The sequence below is a fragment of the Pontibacter silvestris genome (assembly GCF_020907275.1).
GTDB classification, from domain to species: Bacteria; Bacteroidota; Bacteroidia; order Cytophagales; family Hymenobacteraceae; genus Pontibacter; species Pontibacter silvestris.
The window spans coordinates 49,687-67,730 of the sequence record NZ_JAJJWI010000022.1 but is presented as its reverse complement, the minus strand read 5'-3'; the positions used below and the strand labels follow the sequence as shown (position 1 = coordinate 67,730).

Sequence of the window (18,044 nt, the reverse complement as noted above, 5' to 3'; positions counted from 1 at the left end):
TACTTAATCAAAAAGCACCAGGTAGAACATGTAGTGGCTTTAGATTCTTGAACTTTTAATTAAAACCCAGGAGGCACTAAAAAATTAGTGCCTCCTGGGTTTTAATTAATACTGTAAAATGGCAAATGTCGTATGGCTAATAAACAATTAGTGATCAGACATTATTATTTGTCTTTGTAGATTCTGTTTCATTTTTAGATTTTAAGTGCTTTCTGACTTTAGTTAGTATCTCTATCAACTGCTCTGCCTCTTCTTCATTAATGCCATGCATTAAGGCATCCAGTTCAAATACTTCCTTTTCAATAACTGATATAAGTTCTAAGCCTTTGTTAGATAAAAGAATATTTACCAGACGCTTATCATAGGAATTTGTAGAAACATCCACTAGCTCTTTTGAACTGAGGCGACTAACCAGGCGGGAAGCATCTGACATTTTATCCAGCATATTTTCCCGTAAAAAAGAGGTAGAAATAGGCTTAGGATATTGCCCTTTCAGAATACGTAAAGCATTATATTGCTGCCCTGTTATATCGTATTTTTTAAAGAACGTCTCATACCCATTGCTTAAAAAGCCATAGGTATAGATCAGGCTTATGCTTGCCTTTTGCCATGTATTCCTAAAATTCTTGATTCCAGTCTCATTCTCTAGATTCATAAAATAGTTTAGTTGTTTGTATTAACGGTGAGATTGTTTAGCTATTAATAATAATAAATTAATTTTAATGTTCAGCTCTCAAACATGAACAATTTAACTTATTCATAATGCTTCTATATTAGTAGACATCACGTTCTTAATATAGTTCAATCCTTGATTTAGAAACTGTAGGAAGCATGTAGCCTTAAACAATGTTGTAACTCTATTTTTAGTCACTCAGCAGCCTTTTACTCTATTATGTCTCATATTACTGACAAAGACATAGCATGTTGTTATCAATTAATATTGAAAACGCAGTATATAAAAAAACCGTTATTAGACCTGAATGGAGTAGTAACGGTTAATATTTATTTTCTAATATTAGTTAAAGCCCAATCAGTTGCTTTTGAGCTTTGGTTAATTTTTCTGCAATCAAATTATACGAGTCGTCCGTCCACTTTAGTACAAGTATATCAGGAACACAGTTATTTGGGAGTACTGTATTCCAATGCTTTTTGCTCATGTGATAACCAGGTACTACGCAACAGTAACGCTCACGCAACTCCACTGCCAGTTCTGGGTTACACTTTAAGTTTATACCTGATTTAAAGTTACTAATGCTCGTTAAAGCATATATTTTACCACAAACCTTAAAAACCAAGGTGTCATCATCAAAAGGAGTTTCTTCAGAGGTGCCATGTTTAGCAAGGCAGTAGTCTCTGAAATCTTCGATGCTCACTTTATTATTACCAGTGTTTGATGATAAAATAGATTACACCAGCTAAAAACATCATAATTGATAATTTATTAATCCGGTGCATCGTGCGCAAGTTAAAATTTGACTTGCGGTTTGGGTCTTTTTTTCGGAAGAAGTAGTTAGCTACTTCTGATAAATCAAATAATCCCTTCATTTTGCTTGATTATAAAGTTAATAGTAAAGCTAAACACTTGGCCTCCGCTCTACTTAATCATAAACAATTAAAGATAGAAAAAGATTTAAGAAAAGCTGAAAAGAATATGTTTATTAGCTACTCCTGACGCTACGCTATTCCTCTACCCTAACAGGTTCAATCCACTTCTCATCTTCGCGTATCAGTTCAATGAGCTCATCTACAGCACGCTCGGCAGGAACAGCTTTCTTAACAACATTCTGGCCACGGTATAGGGCAATTTTATCTTTGCCTACACCAACATAACCATAATCGGCATCAGCCATTTCGCCAGGGCCGTTCACGATACATCCCATAATGCCAATCTTAACACCTTTTAAATGATCGGTACGTTTTCGAATCATGGCTGTGGTTTCCTGCAGGTCAAATAAAGTTCTGCCGCAACTTGGGCAACTGATGTATTCTGTCTTGCTCATACGTGTACGGGCAGCCTGTAAAATACCAAAGCTAAGGCTATTCAGCTTATCAATAGCTTGTAGCCAATCAACCTTTTCCTGCGCAGGCAACAGCCCTGTTCCTAACATCAGGCCATCTCCTAATCCGTCAATCAATAAGCCGCCTACATCAGTAGACGCATATAGCTGCACCTGGTCTGGTGTTAGTTCTTCATATTCCCGCTTAATAATGCATGGGTTTTGAATGCCGTTATTCATCAACCGGAAAAAGCACTTACGAAGCTCAGGCATGGCATGCTCATTAAAGGTTTGCAGCACAAGTACAGCTGTCGTATCCGGCTTCAGGCGTTCTAGCAGTTCATTGGTCAGTTCGTTAACAGTTGCCTGTACAAAATTCAGCTTTGCGTGGCGCTCCACACTATTAAGGTACTGCGCTACGCTTAGTAGCGGGTGATGGTCATTACGTTCCTCAGCTGTTAACCAAGTGTTGTAATTAACAATTTCTTTCAGGCCATTTGGTAACATAAAGCTGATCGGGCTATCACCCGTGTAAATATAGTCCGAGCCGAGATCGTTCATATTAAACTTGTCGAGCAGCATAGAATACAGGTGCCCCACACATTTTAGGTCGGCATATTTGATATCTTCCAGTCGGCTAAGGTCAGCTATTACACGGGGTACATTAATACCGCCTATGTTCTGAACTTCTATAGTTTCCCTACGATGATACTGAAATGGATCAATCGGTACATTACAGATCGGCTTGATAGACACAGCTTTTTCAGCACGATGCGTATAACGGTCGATTAATGCTCGGGCTACAGGTGCCTCCGCTTCTGGAGCCTCTGTTAAGGAAACCCGCACGGTATCACCCAAGCCATCTTCCAGTAAGGTTCCAATACCAACAGCTGATTTGATACGTCCGTCTTCCGCCTCTCCTGCTTCCGTTACACCTAAGTGCAACGGATAAGGCTGCATTCCCTCATCTTCAAGCTTCTGTACTAACAAGCGATAAGCCTGTACCATTACTTGGGTATTAGAAGCTTTCATGGAGATGACAATGTTAAAGTACTGCTCATCTTCACAAATACGCAGGAACTCCAGTGCACTCTCAACCATTCCCAGCGGTGTATCGCCATAGCGACTCAATATACGATCTGATAAAGAACCATGATTGGTGCCTATACGCATGGCAGTACCATACTCCTTACAGATGCGCACGAGTGGTACAAAACGCTGACGAATCCTGTCCAGCTCTGCCTGATAAGAAGCATCATCATATGCTATAACCTGGAATTTCTTTTTATCAGCATAGTTACCAGGGTTTACGCGCACTTTCTCTACTATTCTTGCTGCCACTTCGGCAGCATTAGGTGTGAAGTGTATGTCGGCTATGAGCGGTACTTTATATCCTCTCCTGTGCAGTTCATCACGGATGTTTTTCAGGTTTTCTGCTTCCTTTACACTAGGCGCCGTAATACGTATATATTCACAGCCTGCCTCAATCATGCGGATGCACTGTTCTACAGAACCAATGGTATCCATGGTGTCTACCGTAGTCATAGACTGTACCCGAATCGGGTAGTCGCCACCCATTGGAAGCTCTCCGATGTTTACTACAATAGATTTTCTGCGTTTATACTCCGTGAGGCTAGGGCAATAGTTCTTGTTCATGTTAGCGTAAGCTATAGCTATATTGGCTTCGTAATCTTAACTAAAGTACAGGTTGCTTTGTTCAAAAAGCAAGCCATGTAAAGTTAGCGTTTATTCCCTACATGTATCAAGACGGAAGAGATGAGAAGCAGAAAAATTACATAATATGTTCTCCTCCTGTTTAAGCGTCACAATAAATAGTCTTAGATAAGCATCTTCATTAACATGACTGGTAAACCTTTTATCATACCAGGCAGCTCCAGGAAAGAGAATGATACCTTGAAGGCTGTTCGTTCCTTATTCTCCAACATCGATTATGTACTAGCTGACTTGTTAGGCAGTAACATCAATAATTACAAAGGCAATTATCCAGAGGATGATGAATTTCTAAACTTAATTAGTCAGATGATGGACCATTCCAGAATAGTTTTGCCACCTCTGTGTACTGGTACACAATGAGTGGTCTGATGAAGGTTTTCTTCGATAGGTTAACAAATATAGTAACTGTCAGAAAAACCCAGGTCGTGAAAGGAAAGTCAGACAGACTTTCCTTTTTGCAGTTGGAGCAGATAATATGTTGCCACAAGGCTTTGAAGAGCCTTTTTAATTAACTTCAGCCTATTACAGTATGCAATTTATTTACAAATATTATTGCAAAGCAGATAAAATTAACGTTAATGATTTAAAGGCTCTTGATTTTGTAAAAAGCCTGATAAAATAATTCTTGCTCTAAACCCTTTGAAATGATAAACATACTGACCTATTTTCCTAAAGATTCTGAAGCAAAGTTACAGTCCTTGATAAGGTGGGCTAAGCTTGGGCAGGAACAGGTGAGCCAAGCCGTTGTGATTACCAAAGATACCATTATCAGCTTTTTAAAAAGACAGGCTGAACGTGGCAACTGGGATGAGATTCAACAGGTGCTGAAGGGTAAACCTATGACCAAAACCGGAAAGCTTCTGTTAAATGAGCTCAGAGATAGCCTGGTAAGTCGCTTCATCCTTCGCCTTGGCTTGCGCCCTGTAATTGCCATTGCTCTGGCAGCCGTATTACTGCCTGTTATTTTTTCAAAGTTCGGAGCTATTTTGATAGATAAATTCAAGCGCAGTAACACCGGAGATTCACATTAAACCAAAACATAAGCCTTCTTCAAAATACCCTATCAAACAACAAAGGCACCCGATGAGGGTGCCTTTGTTGTTTTGCTGAGCTTATCTGTTGAACAATAGCTCACGGTATTTAACTAATGGCCAGTCTTCATCGTCCACCATCAATTCCAGTTTATCTACACTGTAACGGATAACATCGAAATAAGCAAACACTTTTTCCTGATACATGATGGCACGCTCACGTGCATCTTCTATCTTGTTAGCCACTTTACGAGCTTCAATCATCTCATTCACATTTTTTGTGATAGTGGCAATATGACGAGACATTTTCTTAATGGATTCTAATGTTCCGGCAGTGAATTCGTCTTCCAGGCCTAGCTCTTTCAATCCTTTGTAGTTACTGATCAGCTTATTCTGGTAAGCAATAGCAATAGGAATGACATGGTTTACGGCAAGATCACCGAGCACACGCGCTTCAATCTGAATCTTCTTCACATATTCTTCCAGGAGAATTTCATGACGGGCATGTAGTTCAACCTCTGACAGAACTCCGTGCTTAGCAAATAGCTCTTTCACTTCGTCTGTTTTATATGCATCCAATGCTGTTGGAGTAGATTTTATGTTTGATAAGCCACGGCGCTCTGCTTCCTGCTCCCACTCTTCAGAATAGCCATTGCCTTCAAAACGAATAGGTTTAGATGCTACTACATACTCACGAAGAACCTGAATAATTGCCAGTTCTTTCTTCATGCCATCCTTATCAATCAGTTCATCCACTTTCTGCTTGAACTCGATTAACTGATTCGCCACCATTACGTTTAGAGCTGTCATCGGTGCAGACACGTTGGCAGAAGAACCAACCGCACGAAGCTCAAATTTATTACCAGTAAAGGCAAAAGGCGAAGTACGGTTTCGATCTGTATTATCAAGAAGAATTTCAGGGATCTTATCAATACCCAGCTTCATGTACATATTGTCACCTTTCTCCATCGGCACTTTCTCTGTGCGCTCTAATTCATCCAGTAAAGCAGTTAACTGCTGCCCAACGAACACTGATATAATAGCTGGAGGAGCTTCGTTAGCACCTAAACGGTGATCGTTGCTGGCAGAGGCAATGCTGGCACGAAGTAAATCAGCGTTTTTGTAAACAGCCTGAATTGTGTTAATGAAGAAAGTAAGGAACTGTAGATTCTCTTTTGGTTTTTTACCAGGAGCTAACAGGTTAACACCGGTGTTAGTGCTCATGGCCCAGTTATTATGCTTACCACTACCATTTACACCTTTAAATGGTTTCTCATGGAATAACACTTTAAAGTCATGGCGTGCAGCAACACGATCCATAATATCCATCAGCAACTGGTTGTGGTCAGCAGCAAGGCTTGCATCCTCAAAAGTCGGAGCACACTCAAACTGAGCAGGTGCTACCTCGTTGTGGCGTGTACGCAAAGGAATACCTAACCTGTGAGCAGCCTTTTCGAAATCAACCATGCATGCATGTATACGGCTAGGGATAGAACCAAAGTAATGGTCTTCCAACTGCTGTCCTTTTGCCGGCTCATGACCAAATAAGGTACGGCCAGTCATCACCAGGTCAGGACGTGCATCATAAAGGGCTTTGTCTACAAGAAAATACTCCTGCTCAATACCCAATGTTGTGTTTACTTTATTTACATCTTTATCGAAGTACTGGCAGATTGGAACAGCTGCATCATTCAAGAGTTTCAGCGACTTCAACAAAGGAGTTTTGTAATCCAGCGCTTCGCCTGTATAAGAAACGAAGATAGTAGGAATACATAGAGTCTTTGTGTTGGTTCCCTCAATAATAAATGCAGGAGATGAAGGGTCCCATGCAGTATAACCGCGGGCTTCAAACGTGTTACGAATACCACCATTCGGGAAAGATGAAGCATCCGGTTCCTGCTGCGCCAATGCGCTGCCTTTAAAACTTTCTATGGCTGCACCATCAGAAGTCAGGTCAAAAAAAGAGTCATGTTTTTCGGCTGTTGAACCTGTTAGTGGCTGAAACCAGTGTGTATAATGGGTAGCTCCTTTGCTCATTGCCCAAGATTTCATTGCGGCAGCTACAGCATCAGCTAAGTTACGGTCTACTTTTTCACCGGCATCAATAATGCGGCGCAAACGCTTGTAATAGTCCGAAGACATGGTGGCACGCATCGTGTCAAAGCCAAACACATTTTCTCCGTAATAATCTGAAATTTTTTCTATTGGAGGGGTAATTTCACCTTTCTTACGCTGGCTTACAAGCTCAAGCGCTTTAAATCGAAGTATTGCCATGGATCAAATTAATTGTTTCTTCGGTATTGGGTTTGTGAGTAACAAATATATATATAAAAACTACGCTACAAGAATTACTAGTACATTTTTTAGGCCTTTCCACAGATTTTTTTCAGTAATATGCATCTTATTGTTCATTTTTAGCACCCTTTCCTTCCAATATTGATATTTTTATCAACCAGTCCCCTTAATTAACCATCCCTTCCTTTCTTTTAAGACAGGTAGTTTAAACACGCAGACTAGTACTATCATCTTAAGTGAAGCTAAATATAGCATGACTTATGCTGTATATTTGCACCATGAAGAAGCGTTTATATTTTCACCCTTTATACTTCCTTTTTTGGGTGCTATATTTTATAGTTGCCCGAGCCATATTTCTATTGTACCACCTCGATCGCACACAGCAATTATCCTCATCTGATGTTTCTCTGGTTTTTTTTCATGGGCTTCATCTTGATTTGTCTTTTGCGGCTTACCTCTCCCTGTTGCCTTTTGTAGCCAGTGTGGTTTCTGCACTATGGAAAGGATTTAACGCAAATGCTTTTGTCAGATACTACACCAATTTTTTTGTAGTGTTTATAGCAGTTCTTCTGTCTGTAGACCTTGAGTTGTACTCCTTCTGGGGGTTTAGGCTCGATGCTACGCCCATACAATACCTGAATACCCCCGGCGAAATGCTTGCCTCTGCTGCTGCTGCACCAATAATGTTGTTATTGTGCATTTCTATAGCGATGAGTGTAGCTTTTATATTATTGTACCATCGATATTTTGACCTAAGACTATTTTCGTTGATAAATAATAAATGGCTGGTGGCTGGGGTGGCACTGTTTTTTGCTGCCTTACTGGTTGTGCCTTTGCGTGGAGGTATTCAGCAGATTCCGATAAACCAGAGTGTGGTGTATTTTTCTGAAAACCCTTACGCCAACCATGCAGGTCTAAATATGCCCTGGAACCTGATGCACTCGCTGCTGAAGTATAACAAACAGAGCAAGAACCCTTACCAATACATGGCAAAGGAGGAGGCAGCGGAACGGGTTCAGGCATTATATGCTCCGTCTCCTGATTCTGCCCTGCAAGTGGTTTCCAACCAAAAGCCTAATGTACTCTTTATTATATTAGAGAGCTATACAGCTAAGTTTGTAGAAAGCCTTGGCGGTGAAAAAGGAGTAACACCAAACTTAAATAAGTTGGCTGCAGAAGGCATTAGTTTTACAAACATGTATGCCAGCGGCGATCGCAGCGAAAAAGGGATGGTGGCTCTTTTAAGTGGGTATCCTGTTCAGACCATTACCTCTATTATAAAAACACCTAAAAAAACAGAAAAACTGCCGCACTTAAGTCAGGTGTTTGAACAACAAGGTTACCGTACCAGCTATTACTACGGTGGGGAGCTTGAGTTTGCGAATATAAAGTCTTACCTGTTAAACGGGGGCTATGACCACTTAATAGACAAGTACGACTTTCCATCATCAAGCTATAACTCGAAATGGGGAGCACATGACCATATACTGTTTGAAAGAGTATTACAGGACCTGCAAAAGGAGAAGGAGCCATTTTTTACGACTGTCTACACTTTAAGTAGCCATGAGCCTTTTGAAATACCTATAGCTCCTAAGTTTCCTGGAACTGATAATGAAGCATTGTTCCGTAATTCAGTTTATTATACTGATTGGGCTTTGGGCCGGTTTGTAGTAGAAGCTAAAAATCGGCCCTGGTGGCAAAACACTTTAGTGGTAATAGTGGCCGATCATGGCCATCCGCTGCCAGGTAATGATGCAAATTATCAGACCAGCAAATTCAGGATACCTTTTATATTAACTGGGGGCGCTGTAGAAGCAAGGGGTTTAAAAATAAATACCATTGGCTCACAAACCGATATTGCCACCACTTTGCTGACGCAGTTAAACCTCCCGCACCAGAACTTTAAGTGGGGCAGAAATTTACTTGCCCCTGTCTCCCATCCATTTGCGTTTTATGTCTTCAACGATGGTTTTGGATATGTAACGGAGCAGGGAGAGCTTACAATAGATAATGTTAGTAAAACCCCTATTACACGGGATCCTGAAGTAACAGAAGATCAATTAAAAAATGGAGAAGCTTACATGCAGTACTCTTTCGAAGACTTTCTGCAGAAGTAATACCCTTTTTTTCTTTAATACCAAAATGGTTTATCAAATAAAGTTGTTGTGCTAATTGGTTGTTAATCAGTTACTCAATATTCTGTTATACAAAATTGATTTTTTGTATCTTTGCACTCTGATTATGAAAAAAGTAGCTTTTTATACCTTAGGCTGTAAACTTAACTACTCCGAAACAAGCACTATTGGAAGAATATTCCAAGAGCGAGGCTTTGAAAAGGTAGAGTTTACCGATACGCCTGATATTTATGTAATAAATACTTGTTCGGTAACGGACAATGCAGATAAGAAATGTCGTAAAATTGTTAAGGAGGCCCTGAAGCATTCCCCTAACGCTTTTATTACTATCGTAGGCTGTTATGCACAGTTAAAGCCTAAAGAAATTTCTGAAATACCTGGCGTAGACGCTGTATTGGGTGCCGCAGAGAAATTTCAGTTGGTAGATATTTTGGAGGGCTTTGAGAAAAGAGGCAAGGCAGAAGTATATGCCAGTCCTATTTCAGAAGCAAATACATTCCATAATTCCTACTCTTTTGGTGACCGTACGCGCACCTTCCTGAAAGTGCAGGATGGTTGCGACTACTCCTGTACATTTTGTACCATACCACTGGCGCGAGGCAACAGCCGCTCCGACAGCATCGAAAACGTAGTGAAATCGGCTCATGAAATTGCTGAATCCGGTGTAAAGGAGATTGTGCTGACAGGGGTCAACACGGGAGATTTCGGGCTGCAGGACGGCAAGCGCGTTGAGACCTTCTACCAGCTTATTCAGGAACTAGATAAGATTGAAACCATTGATCGTTTCAGGATTTCTTCTATTGAACCGAACCTACTTCACAACGATATTATAGCGTTTGTGTCGAAAAGCAACCGCTTTATGCCACATTTCCATGTGCCCTTACAGTCCGGTTCAAACAAAATACTGAAACTGATGCGGCGAAGGTATCAGCGTGAACTTTATGCAGAGCGTGTGGCTAAGATAAAAGAACTTATGCCCCATTGCTGCATTGGTGTGGACGTGATAGTAGGCTTCCCTGGCGAGACCGAAGAAGATTTTCTCGAAACGTACAACTTCCTGAATGAACTTGACGTGAGTTACCTGCATGTTTTTCCTTACTCTGAAAGAGAAAACACACTAGCTCCGGGCATGTCAGGCAAAGTAAGCACAAAAGACCGCAACCGCCGAGCCGATATGCTGCGCATTTTATCCGAGAAAAAGAAGCATTTCTTCTATGAGCAGAACATTGGCAGCGAGTTTAATGTGCTATTCGAAGATGATGTAAAAAATGGCATAATGGAAGGTTGGACAGAGAACTATATTCGTGTAGTTGCAAAGTATGATCCAGTGCTTGTTAACGAAACCAAACATGTTCGCCTTACCGGATTGAACAATGATAACTTAATGGAAGCAGAAGAAACTTATAAGGAACTACTGCAACATTAAATTTTATCAATTTATATATTTGTTCTATCTTAGATTCCAGATACAAGAATAATAATCAAATAAGCATAATTAACACACTGTGAAAGTATCAAAAATCGCTTTAGGAGTAGCCTTAGCTGCTTTAGTTACCTCATGTAATCAGAATCAGGGAAGCACTCAGGCAAATGGTTCTTCAGAAGGCAGCACCGCCGGTATTGGAGGCGACATCGTTTATGTAAATTCTGACTCTCTATTAACGAACTATGAGTACTTTAAGGATGTTCGTACTCGCCTGGAGGGAAAATCAAGAACAGCAGAGCAAAGCCTTCGCTCTAAAGCAGATGCTTTTCAAAAAGAAGTTGAAAGATATCAGCAGTCAGCTCAGACAATGACACAACAGCAGCGTGCAGCCACTGAGCAACGCCTGCAGCAACAGCAGCAGCAACTGCAAGCTCAGAACCAGAATGCCAGCACGGAGCTGGCAACGGAAGAGTCGGAGGAAATGAAAAAAATATACGACAGAGTAGAAGCCTATCTGCAGGAACTAAGTAAAGACAAAGGTTATAAAATGGTTCTTACTTACTCCAGAGGTAACAGTGCCATCCTTTATGGAGACTCTACTTTAGATGTTACCACAGACGTTCTTAAAGCATTGAACGACCGGTATAAGTCAGCAGCTGACTCTACCGCGGCAGCTGCGACAACAAAGAAATAAGTTCTGAAACTAAGTGCTTTATTTTTAAGGCGACAGACCATTTTGGCCACCGCTCATACTAATATAATCATAAAAACAAATGAGCCGCTGCATTGACTGCAGCGGCTCATTTGTTTTTGAGCGCAAGGGTTTGGTTATTCGTATCGTAAAGATTCAATAGGGTCAAGTTTAGATGCTCTGGAGGCTGGGTAATAACCAGAGGCCATACCGACCAGTATGCATATACTTAAACCTACAAAAACCCAGATCCAAGGCACAATAAAACCTCCTTCACCAATTAAAGCTGCAATGCCATTGCCCATTAATACGCCAAACAAAATACCCACTAATCCGCCCAACATGCAAATAACAATTGCTTCAATCAGGAATTGCTGCCGGATCTGTAAAGCTGTGGCACCTAATGCTTTTCTAACGCCGATTTCTCTGGTTCGCTCATTTACAGAAACCATCATAATGTTCATCAAACCTACTGAAGCCCCTAATAAAGTAATGAAGCCTATTACGAATCCTCCTGCTTTCAAATAACCAGATATTTCATTCAGGCTTTCTAAAGCAGAATCACTACGCCTGATTTCGAAGGACTCTTCCTGCCCTAAAGCATCCTGCCTAAGGTTGCGCATTACCCCGGTTGCCTCACCCATTACAAAGTTGAGGTCTTCAGGTTTGAAGACAGCGGTCTTAATTGTATAATTAAGAACAGAATTGTCGGGTCGTGGAATGTGCCGCCCTGTTTCCAGAGGTATAAGAATAGTCCGGTCTCCCCCACTGCCCCCCATGCTGCCTCCTTGTTTCTCCAATTGCCCAACAATTTTAAAATGACGGCCAAGGAATGTAATACTCTCCCCAAGTGGATCTTTTTTAGGAAACAGATTATCAGCTACCTCTTTTCCTATGATAGCTACATTTGTTCCATTCTCCAGTTCATAGGTAGAAAATCCGCGTCCACGCTCCAGGTTCAGATTCTGGTTCTGCAGGTAGTATTCATTACCGGCTACTATATTAATATTAGGATTTGTTTTCGCTGTAGTACTTTTAACAACTGTTGCCCCTGATATATAGGATGAAAGACTAACTCTGCCTTTATCATCCATCAGGCTTTTATACATGGCCGCCTGCCTGTACGTTATATCAGGGTACACTTTCTGCACTTTTCCCTGTTGGCTGCCCCTGTTGTTATATCCTTTTCTTCTGATGTCGAAAGAGTTTGCTCCAAGGCTGGAAAAAGTTTGCTCCAGTGTATACTTCATACTGTCTACAGCAGTTAGTATACCTATAAGCGACATAATACCAAAAGCAATAATAAGCCCTGTAAGTACAGTACGCAGTAAATTTCCGTAAATAGCCCTTAAGCTTTCACGTATGTTTTCAATTAAGTTCATTCTTTAAAAAAAGTTGTGCACTTTAATCTTTTTTTCGTTAAGTATACAATAGCTTAGCTGTAAGTTAGCTTCATTTTATTTAAAAAGTATCAATATTATACAATCATCTATATTTTGAAGACGAACCAGATGTTTTTTCGTATTACCACGCTATTCTTACTGTTCCAACTCCTCTCACTTAAAAGTATTGCCAGTACTATTCTCATACCCATGGATGAGACGCAGAAAGAGCATTTGAAAGCTTACGGTATCGCCTATTGGACCTTAAGTAAAAATATATCGGTAGACTGGCTACTTAATTTCCGTGGTGGCAGCTTTGCCTTTCAGCATGCTCCTCAGCTGGAGAATGAGTTGATCGTGCGTGGTGTAAGCTACAATGTAATCTCAGATGCTCAGTATAATAGTGTACTGCAGGAAATATCCAACCCTGAGGCGAACATGGATGTGATGAAACTGGAGAAAGTGCCAAAAATTGCAGTGTATTCTCCAAAAACAAAAATGCCCTGGGATGACGCTGTAACACTGGTGCTGACTTATGCTGAAATCCCTTATGACATTATATACGATGATGAGATAATGGATGAAAAGCTACCTGAGTATGATTGGCTGCACCTTCACCACGAAGACTTTACAGGACAGTATGGCAAGTTTTATGCCAGCTACCGCCATTATCCTTGGTATCAGGAGCAGCAGCGGGATGCGGAACAGTCTGCCCAAAAGCATGGCTTTGAAAAAGTGTCGCAGTTAAAGCTGGCTGTAGTAAATAAGATAAAAAACTTTTGTGCGGGCGGAGGCTTTCTTTTTGCCATGTGCTCAGCAACAGATACCTATGACATAGCTCTGGCAGCCGCTGGAATTGACTTCCTGGAAACCATGTATGACGGAGACGGTGCAGACCCTCAGGCACAGGAAAAGCTGGACTATAGTAACACTTTTGCTTTCAGAGATTTTAAGCTGGTCTTAAACCCGCTGGAGTACGAATATTCTAACATAGATGTTCAGCCACAACAGCGCCCTGTATCGGAGGAGAATGATTATTTCCAGCTCTTTACCTTCTCTGCCAAATGGGATCCGATTCCTACTATGCTCACTCAAAACCACGAAAAGACGGTGAAAGGTTTTATGGGGCAGACGACAGCTTACAGAAAAGATCTCGTAAAGCCGGAAGTGATAGTTATGGGAGAAAACAAAGAACTTGGTGAAATACGCTACATGCATGGCACGTTTGCCCGCGGCACCTGGACATTTTATGGTGGCCACGACCCAGAAGACTATCAGCACCTGGTTGGTGAGGACCCGACTGACCTTGCCCTGCATCCTAACTCGCCTGGCTATAGGTTAATACTGAATAACATTCTGTTTCCGGCGGCTAAAAAGAAAAAGCAGAAGACTTGATCTTTTAATTATAATCTATTGATGAAGAATGCTTTATAGCAAGGTTTATTTTCATTTGTGCTGCAAAAAGAAAATAAACCTTGCTATAGATTTGATATTTGATGAGCAAATCGCCTGTCTCTTATTGCGTGACTAAGGGTAAGTAATCTTAAAAACAGTAGCACGACAGACCACATTTAAGCCTAGTGCATTCTGTCTGGCCTGGGCTCCAGGTTATGGATAATGTCGGCTTCTATTTCCAGCAGTTCTTTTAACCTGGCATCTACTTCTTCGGCTGGCATATATTCTTTAGCCAGCTTTACAAAGCTTACGTAATGGCCTGCTTCTGACACCATCAGTTCATAATAAAACTTCTGTAGTCCCTCATCCTGAATGTTCTTCCAGAGAAGCTTAAAGCGTTCGCAACTACGAGCCTCGATAAGCGCGTTAATCAAAAGGTGGTCCATCAATTGCCGCTCCCGCTTATTTCCTTTCCTAATGTGCTTTGTGAGTTCTACGACATATTTATCCGGCCGATTACGTCCTAGTCCGAAGCCACGCTTTTTTAGCTCGGCCATAACTCTTTCAAAATGACTCCATTCTTCAGCCACAAGGTCTGTCATCTCCTCCACCAGGCGGGTTTTGTCGGGGTACTTTACAATGAGTGAAATACCAGATGTAGCTGCTTTCTGCTCACAATAAGCATGGTCCACTAAGATATCTTCAATGTTTTTCTCCGCAATGTTAACCCAACGAGGATCCGTCGGTAATTGAAGCCTGAGTATAGTTTTAGTTGGTTGAGTTGACATGTATAACTAATGTTCTCTGTGCTTAATAAACTTTAATATGGAATCTTTTACTAATAACATTGAGTATAGCTTAGTCAAAAAACATCCACTTTATGCCAAATGTAAAGCTTCGGCGCATACCTGGATAGTAAGGAGTAGAAAAATATCCAGGCTCCCATAAGTCATAGTTAAAATGCCTCATACTAAGAAAGGCATTCAGGTTCTTTATATCCACGGTCACAAATAGATCAATGACAGGATAAGTATTTGTTTCGAAATTATCCTGCACATAAAACTGCTGCGTAACCGGCATATAAGCATCAGCATAATATCCTGTAGGCATTGTTGCCTGCACTCCCAATTGCCCGTAAAGTGCGTCCTTAAACAGTGCCCCCTGGAAATAAAGCTTGGAGTCTACTAAGAACTCAGGCATTCTGACTTTATCTGCCTCATCAGTATTAGTGTATTTTACATAGTTTTCCAGGTGAAAAGCTCCGAAGCGAACATGATGAGAAATCTCAGCTCCCCAGAAACGCTGGTTACGGCTTAGCTGCTCAGGCACTTGTTCTTCGTTGTAATATATATAACGCTTAATATTAGTGTAATGCCCTGAAAGCTTTACAAACTGTCTTCCACCGATTTTCCCGGCATATGAGGCCGCTATATTATCCGTAACAGAATTATTGAAATCATTCTCCCAGACATAGTGGTTGCTCAGCATATAGCTTTGAGTAACTGTTGGTGATATAAGCACTCGCTCCAGCGAACCTTGCAAGCCCCCAAGCCTAGCAGTACCCTTAACCCAGTAATCTGTTGAAATCTGAAACTCACCTTCAACTTTAAGCTCAGCTTTATTTTCATAGAACAAGCGTAGCTGCCCACCAACAAATAGTTGGTTATAGTCTTTGCTATTGTACACAGCGGCAGCCGAAGTAGTATCTTCACTTGCAAACCTGTAATTGGTGCGATAGTTTATGTTCGCACTACGGTACTTAATAAAAGCTTTATAAAAAGACAGCTTATTATTACCAGTTACACCGATTACATTTTGGGTTTCCTTGTAAATCGTGCTGTCCATTGTTTGGCTGCTATTGTAAATTGTTCTTGGATAAAACAACAAACTGCTTCTTCCATCTGCATCTGTTTCGTAAGGAATTGCAGCATCCTGGTATGTATTGCTCTGTCGGTGCAGATCCAATGTATGATAAAACTTTAAATCTTCTCCCACTAATTTATAAATGTGCATTAAGTGAAAGTTATTGCGTCCTTCATCATTAGAGGCTTGTTCTAAAAATGCAGGTATAGTCTCATAGTCATCATAATCAAACAAGCTTTCAGGTGTGGCATCAGCTGATTCAGGGATGATCCCTCCCTGTTCTATTTGCTCCGCTTTCATAGACGTAAAATTGGCAAACAGGTCATACTTATCATTTTTAGAGCGATAATGAGTGAAAACTTTTACCGCATGGTTACTGATAAGCCCATTGGTAAGGTTACTTCTCGCACTAAATTGCTTTTCTGTTGAGATAATTCTATATGCCAGCCCTACGTTCCAGTTCGGGGAGATATTGCGGGCATGAATACCTTCAAAAACCTGCTCTCCCTGGCCACCCTGCACGTAATATAAATGTGTATAGGGGGAACGGGTGTTATAATAGTTTATATTTTGAGGGTCGTAAGCATAGCGGTCAAAAATATTTTTACCTAACCTGACCCCTATTTTCTGTGGCATCCGATAAAAAAGTGGTTGCGCAGCGGTACCAACATTACCCAAATGCTGGTAATAAGCAGAATCCTGATACCAGTAGCGTTCATTATGCATGTTCTGAAGGCTTGTGTCTATACGCTGCTCCAGATATCGCCCTTCCAATACATCCTGTTCAAATAACTGGAGGGTTGTTTTAGGGCTATAAAGTACCTTAGTGGAATCATCTATAATTTGAGCAGTGGCACTCTGCTGTGCCAAAAAGCCTATCACAAAAAGTATGGCAACTAAAAAGATTCTTTTCACGGTTCAAAAATAGTGATTTTTATACAACAAGCATCCTTCTACCTGCTCTGTCATGTATAAATCATCTATGAGTATGGGTTAAACTAGTACTTTAAGAAGCTCTGTATATGTTGCAATACGAGCCGGTCAAAAGCTTCAGCGTTCTGCAAGAACTGCACTTCTATGGGCACATAAAAAACAGGAAGCCTACTGATAGATTCTACAAGATCAGGCCCTGTCAGTTTAACAGCATCTTTACTTGTTGTCAGTATAACGGCATCTTTGTATTTATCGTTTTTAAGCAGTTCCTGAAGCTTTATAATATTTTGCAGGGTATATTGATGATGATCCGAGAATGAAAGCTGTTCAAATATTGTATACCCGTTGACATTCAGGTAGCTTTTAAGAGGGGCCGGATTTGCAATGCCAGTTACTAAAATAGCTTTTTTCTTTAACATAGCCTTGGCACCAACGGCAACAGGTAAACCATATCTGAAACAGGAAAAGAAGACAGGAGTATCTGGTTTGGTATACTTGCAGATGTTGTCTTTTATACGTTGCATTTCACCCTTGTCCATATTTGGCGGACACTTACTAACAACCACAGCATCTGCCCGATTTGCACCTTTCCTGGGTTCCCTCAACAACCCGGCTGGCATTACATAATCTTTATAAAACAACCTGTTATAATCTGTAATCAGGATATTGAATGATGGTTGTACAGGCCTATGCTGCATTGCATCATCCAGTATAACAAGATTTAGTTCTGGAAAAAGATGTTGCAGTTGCTCAATGCCCTTTACACGATCTTCACAAACAGCTACGTGTACGTTGGGGTGATCCTGATAATACTGAAAAGGTTCATCTCCTATGGTAGCTGCAGTGGCTGACACATCTGCCAGAACAAACCCTCTTGTGTTACGCTTGTACCCTCTGCTTAAAGTAGCGATGCTTTTATAGACATTAAATAAACGGAGTAAATATTCAACATGCGGCGTTTTGCCCGTACCACCCACCGTTAGATTACCAACAACTATCACAGGTAAGTTAAATCCTTGTGATTCAAGTAAACCTTTATCATAAAGGAAATTCCGAAGGTTCATGATTCCTCCGTATAACCATGAAAAGGGCAAGAGTATTATTTTTAGATATTTCATCCTGGTTTTGTAGTCAAGGCAAAAATAAGATAAATTTAACGTGC

Annotated in this window: 15 protein-coding genes; 6 read left to right on the top strand and 9 right to left on the bottom strand. The window is 40.8% G+C overall.

The window, feature by feature from the left end:
* Positions 1–154 precede the first annotated feature (154 nt).
* The 4 genes from LN995_RS17670 to ispG form a co-directional block, all read right to left on the bottom strand.
* Entirely contained in the window at positions 155–655 is a 501-nt protein-coding gene (locus LN995_RS17670) for a MarR family winged helix-turn-helix transcriptional regulator (protein ID WP_229962413.1), read from the bottom strand.
* A 364-nt stretch (positions 656–1,019) separates the two neighbouring features.
* The gene (locus LN995_RS17665) at positions 1,020–1,373 is read right to left on the bottom strand and encodes an MmcQ/YjbR family DNA-binding protein (protein WP_229962412.1); all 354 of its coding nucleotides are present in this window, start codon (positions 1,371–1,373) and stop codon (positions 1,020–1,022) included.
* Positions 1,374–1,380: 7 nt separating this feature from the next.
* Positions 1,381–1,545 (bottom strand): DUF6728 family protein, encoded by a 165-nt coding sequence (locus tag LN995_RS17660; RefSeq protein ID WP_229962411.1) that lies wholly within the window; start codon positions 1,543–1,545, stop codon positions 1,381–1,383.
* 134 nt (positions 1,546–1,679) lie between these two features.
* On the bottom strand, positions 1,680–3,653 hold the full coding sequence (gene ispG / locus LN995_RS17655; RefSeq protein ID WP_229962410.1) for a (E)-4-hydroxy-3-methylbut-2-enyl-diphosphate synthase: 1,974 nt from the start codon (positions 3,651–3,653) through the stop codon (positions 1,680–1,682).
* A 204-nt stretch (positions 3,654–3,857) separates the two neighbouring features.
* Between ispG and LN995_RS17650 the strand changes: the two genes are divergently transcribed.
* Positions 3,858–4,091, top strand: a complete 234-nt coding sequence (locus tag LN995_RS17650; RefSeq protein WP_229962409.1) for a hypothetical protein — start codon at positions 3,858–3,860, stop codon at positions 4,089–4,091.
* Between the two features lie 284 nt (positions 4,092–4,375).
* Entirely contained in the window at positions 4,376–4,762 is a 387-nt protein-coding gene (locus tag LN995_RS17645) for a hypothetical protein (RefSeq protein ID WP_229962408.1), read from the top strand.
* 81 nt (positions 4,763–4,843) lie between these two features.
* Here the strand turns inward: LN995_RS17645 and LN995_RS17640 are convergent, their stop codons facing one another.
* Complete coding sequence (locus LN995_RS17640) at positions 4,844–7,036, bottom strand: glutamine synthetase III family protein (protein ID WP_229962407.1); 2,193 nt, start codon at positions 7,034–7,036, stop codon at positions 4,844–4,846.
* A gap of 299 nt (positions 7,037–7,335) precedes the next feature.
* Between LN995_RS17640 and LN995_RS17635 the strand changes: the two genes are divergently transcribed.
* The 3 genes from LN995_RS17635 to LN995_RS17625 all read left to right on the top strand — a co-directional run bounded on the left by LN995_RS17635 (position 7,336) and on the right by LN995_RS17625 (position 11,312).
* A complete protein-coding gene (locus LN995_RS17635) occupies positions 7,336–9,174 on the top strand; it encodes an LTA synthase family protein (RefSeq protein ID WP_229962406.1) in 1,839 nt (612 codons plus the stop codon).
* Between the two features lie 124 nt (positions 9,175–9,298).
* Complete coding sequence (gene mtaB, locus LN995_RS17630) at positions 9,299–10,618, top strand: tRNA (N(6)-L-threonylcarbamoyladenosine(37)-C(2))-methylthiotransferase MtaB (protein ID WP_229962405.1); 1,320 nt, start codon at positions 9,299–9,301, stop codon at positions 10,616–10,618.
* 79 nt (positions 10,619–10,697) lie between these two features.
* A complete protein-coding gene (locus tag LN995_RS17625; RefSeq protein WP_229962404.1) occupies positions 10,698–11,312 on the top strand; it encodes an OmpH family outer membrane protein in 615 nt (204 codons plus the stop codon).
* A gap of 134 nt (positions 11,313–11,446) precedes the next feature.
* Here the strand turns inward: LN995_RS17625 and LN995_RS17620 are convergent, their stop codons facing one another.
* Positions 11,447–12,691, bottom strand: a complete 1,245-nt coding sequence (locus LN995_RS17620) for an ABC transporter permease (protein ID WP_229962403.1) — start codon at positions 12,689–12,691, stop codon at positions 11,447–11,449.
* Positions 12,692–12,820: 129 nt separating this feature from the next.
* Here LN995_RS17620 and LN995_RS17615 point away from each other — a divergent pair, with 129 nt between their 5' ends.
* Complete coding sequence (locus LN995_RS17615; RefSeq protein ID WP_377470142.1) at positions 12,821–14,086, top strand: asparagine synthetase B; 1,266 nt, start codon at positions 12,821–12,823, stop codon at positions 14,084–14,086.
* Positions 14,087–14,268: 182 nt separating this feature from the next.
* Here LN995_RS17615 and miaE read toward each other — a convergent pair whose 3' ends face one another.
* From miaE to lpxK, 3 genes are all read right to left on the bottom strand, one after another.
* Complete coding sequence (gene miaE / locus LN995_RS17610; RefSeq protein ID WP_229962401.1) at positions 14,269–14,874, bottom strand: tRNA-(ms[2]io[6]A)-hydroxylase; 606 nt, start codon at positions 14,872–14,874, stop codon at positions 14,269–14,271.
* Positions 14,875–14,944: 70 nt separating this feature from the next.
* Positions 14,945–16,864 carry a putative porin gene (locus tag LN995_RS17605; protein ID WP_229962400.1) on the bottom strand — a complete coding sequence of 640 codons (1,920 nt, stop codon included), beginning with the start codon at positions 16,862–16,864 and terminating at the stop codon, positions 14,945–14,947.
* 83 nt (positions 16,865–16,947) lie between these two features.
* A complete protein-coding gene (gene lpxK, locus LN995_RS17600) occupies positions 16,948–18,000 on the bottom strand; it encodes a tetraacyldisaccharide 4'-kinase (protein WP_262910517.1) in 1,053 nt (350 codons plus the stop codon).
* Positions 18,001–18,044 lie beyond the last annotated feature (44 nt).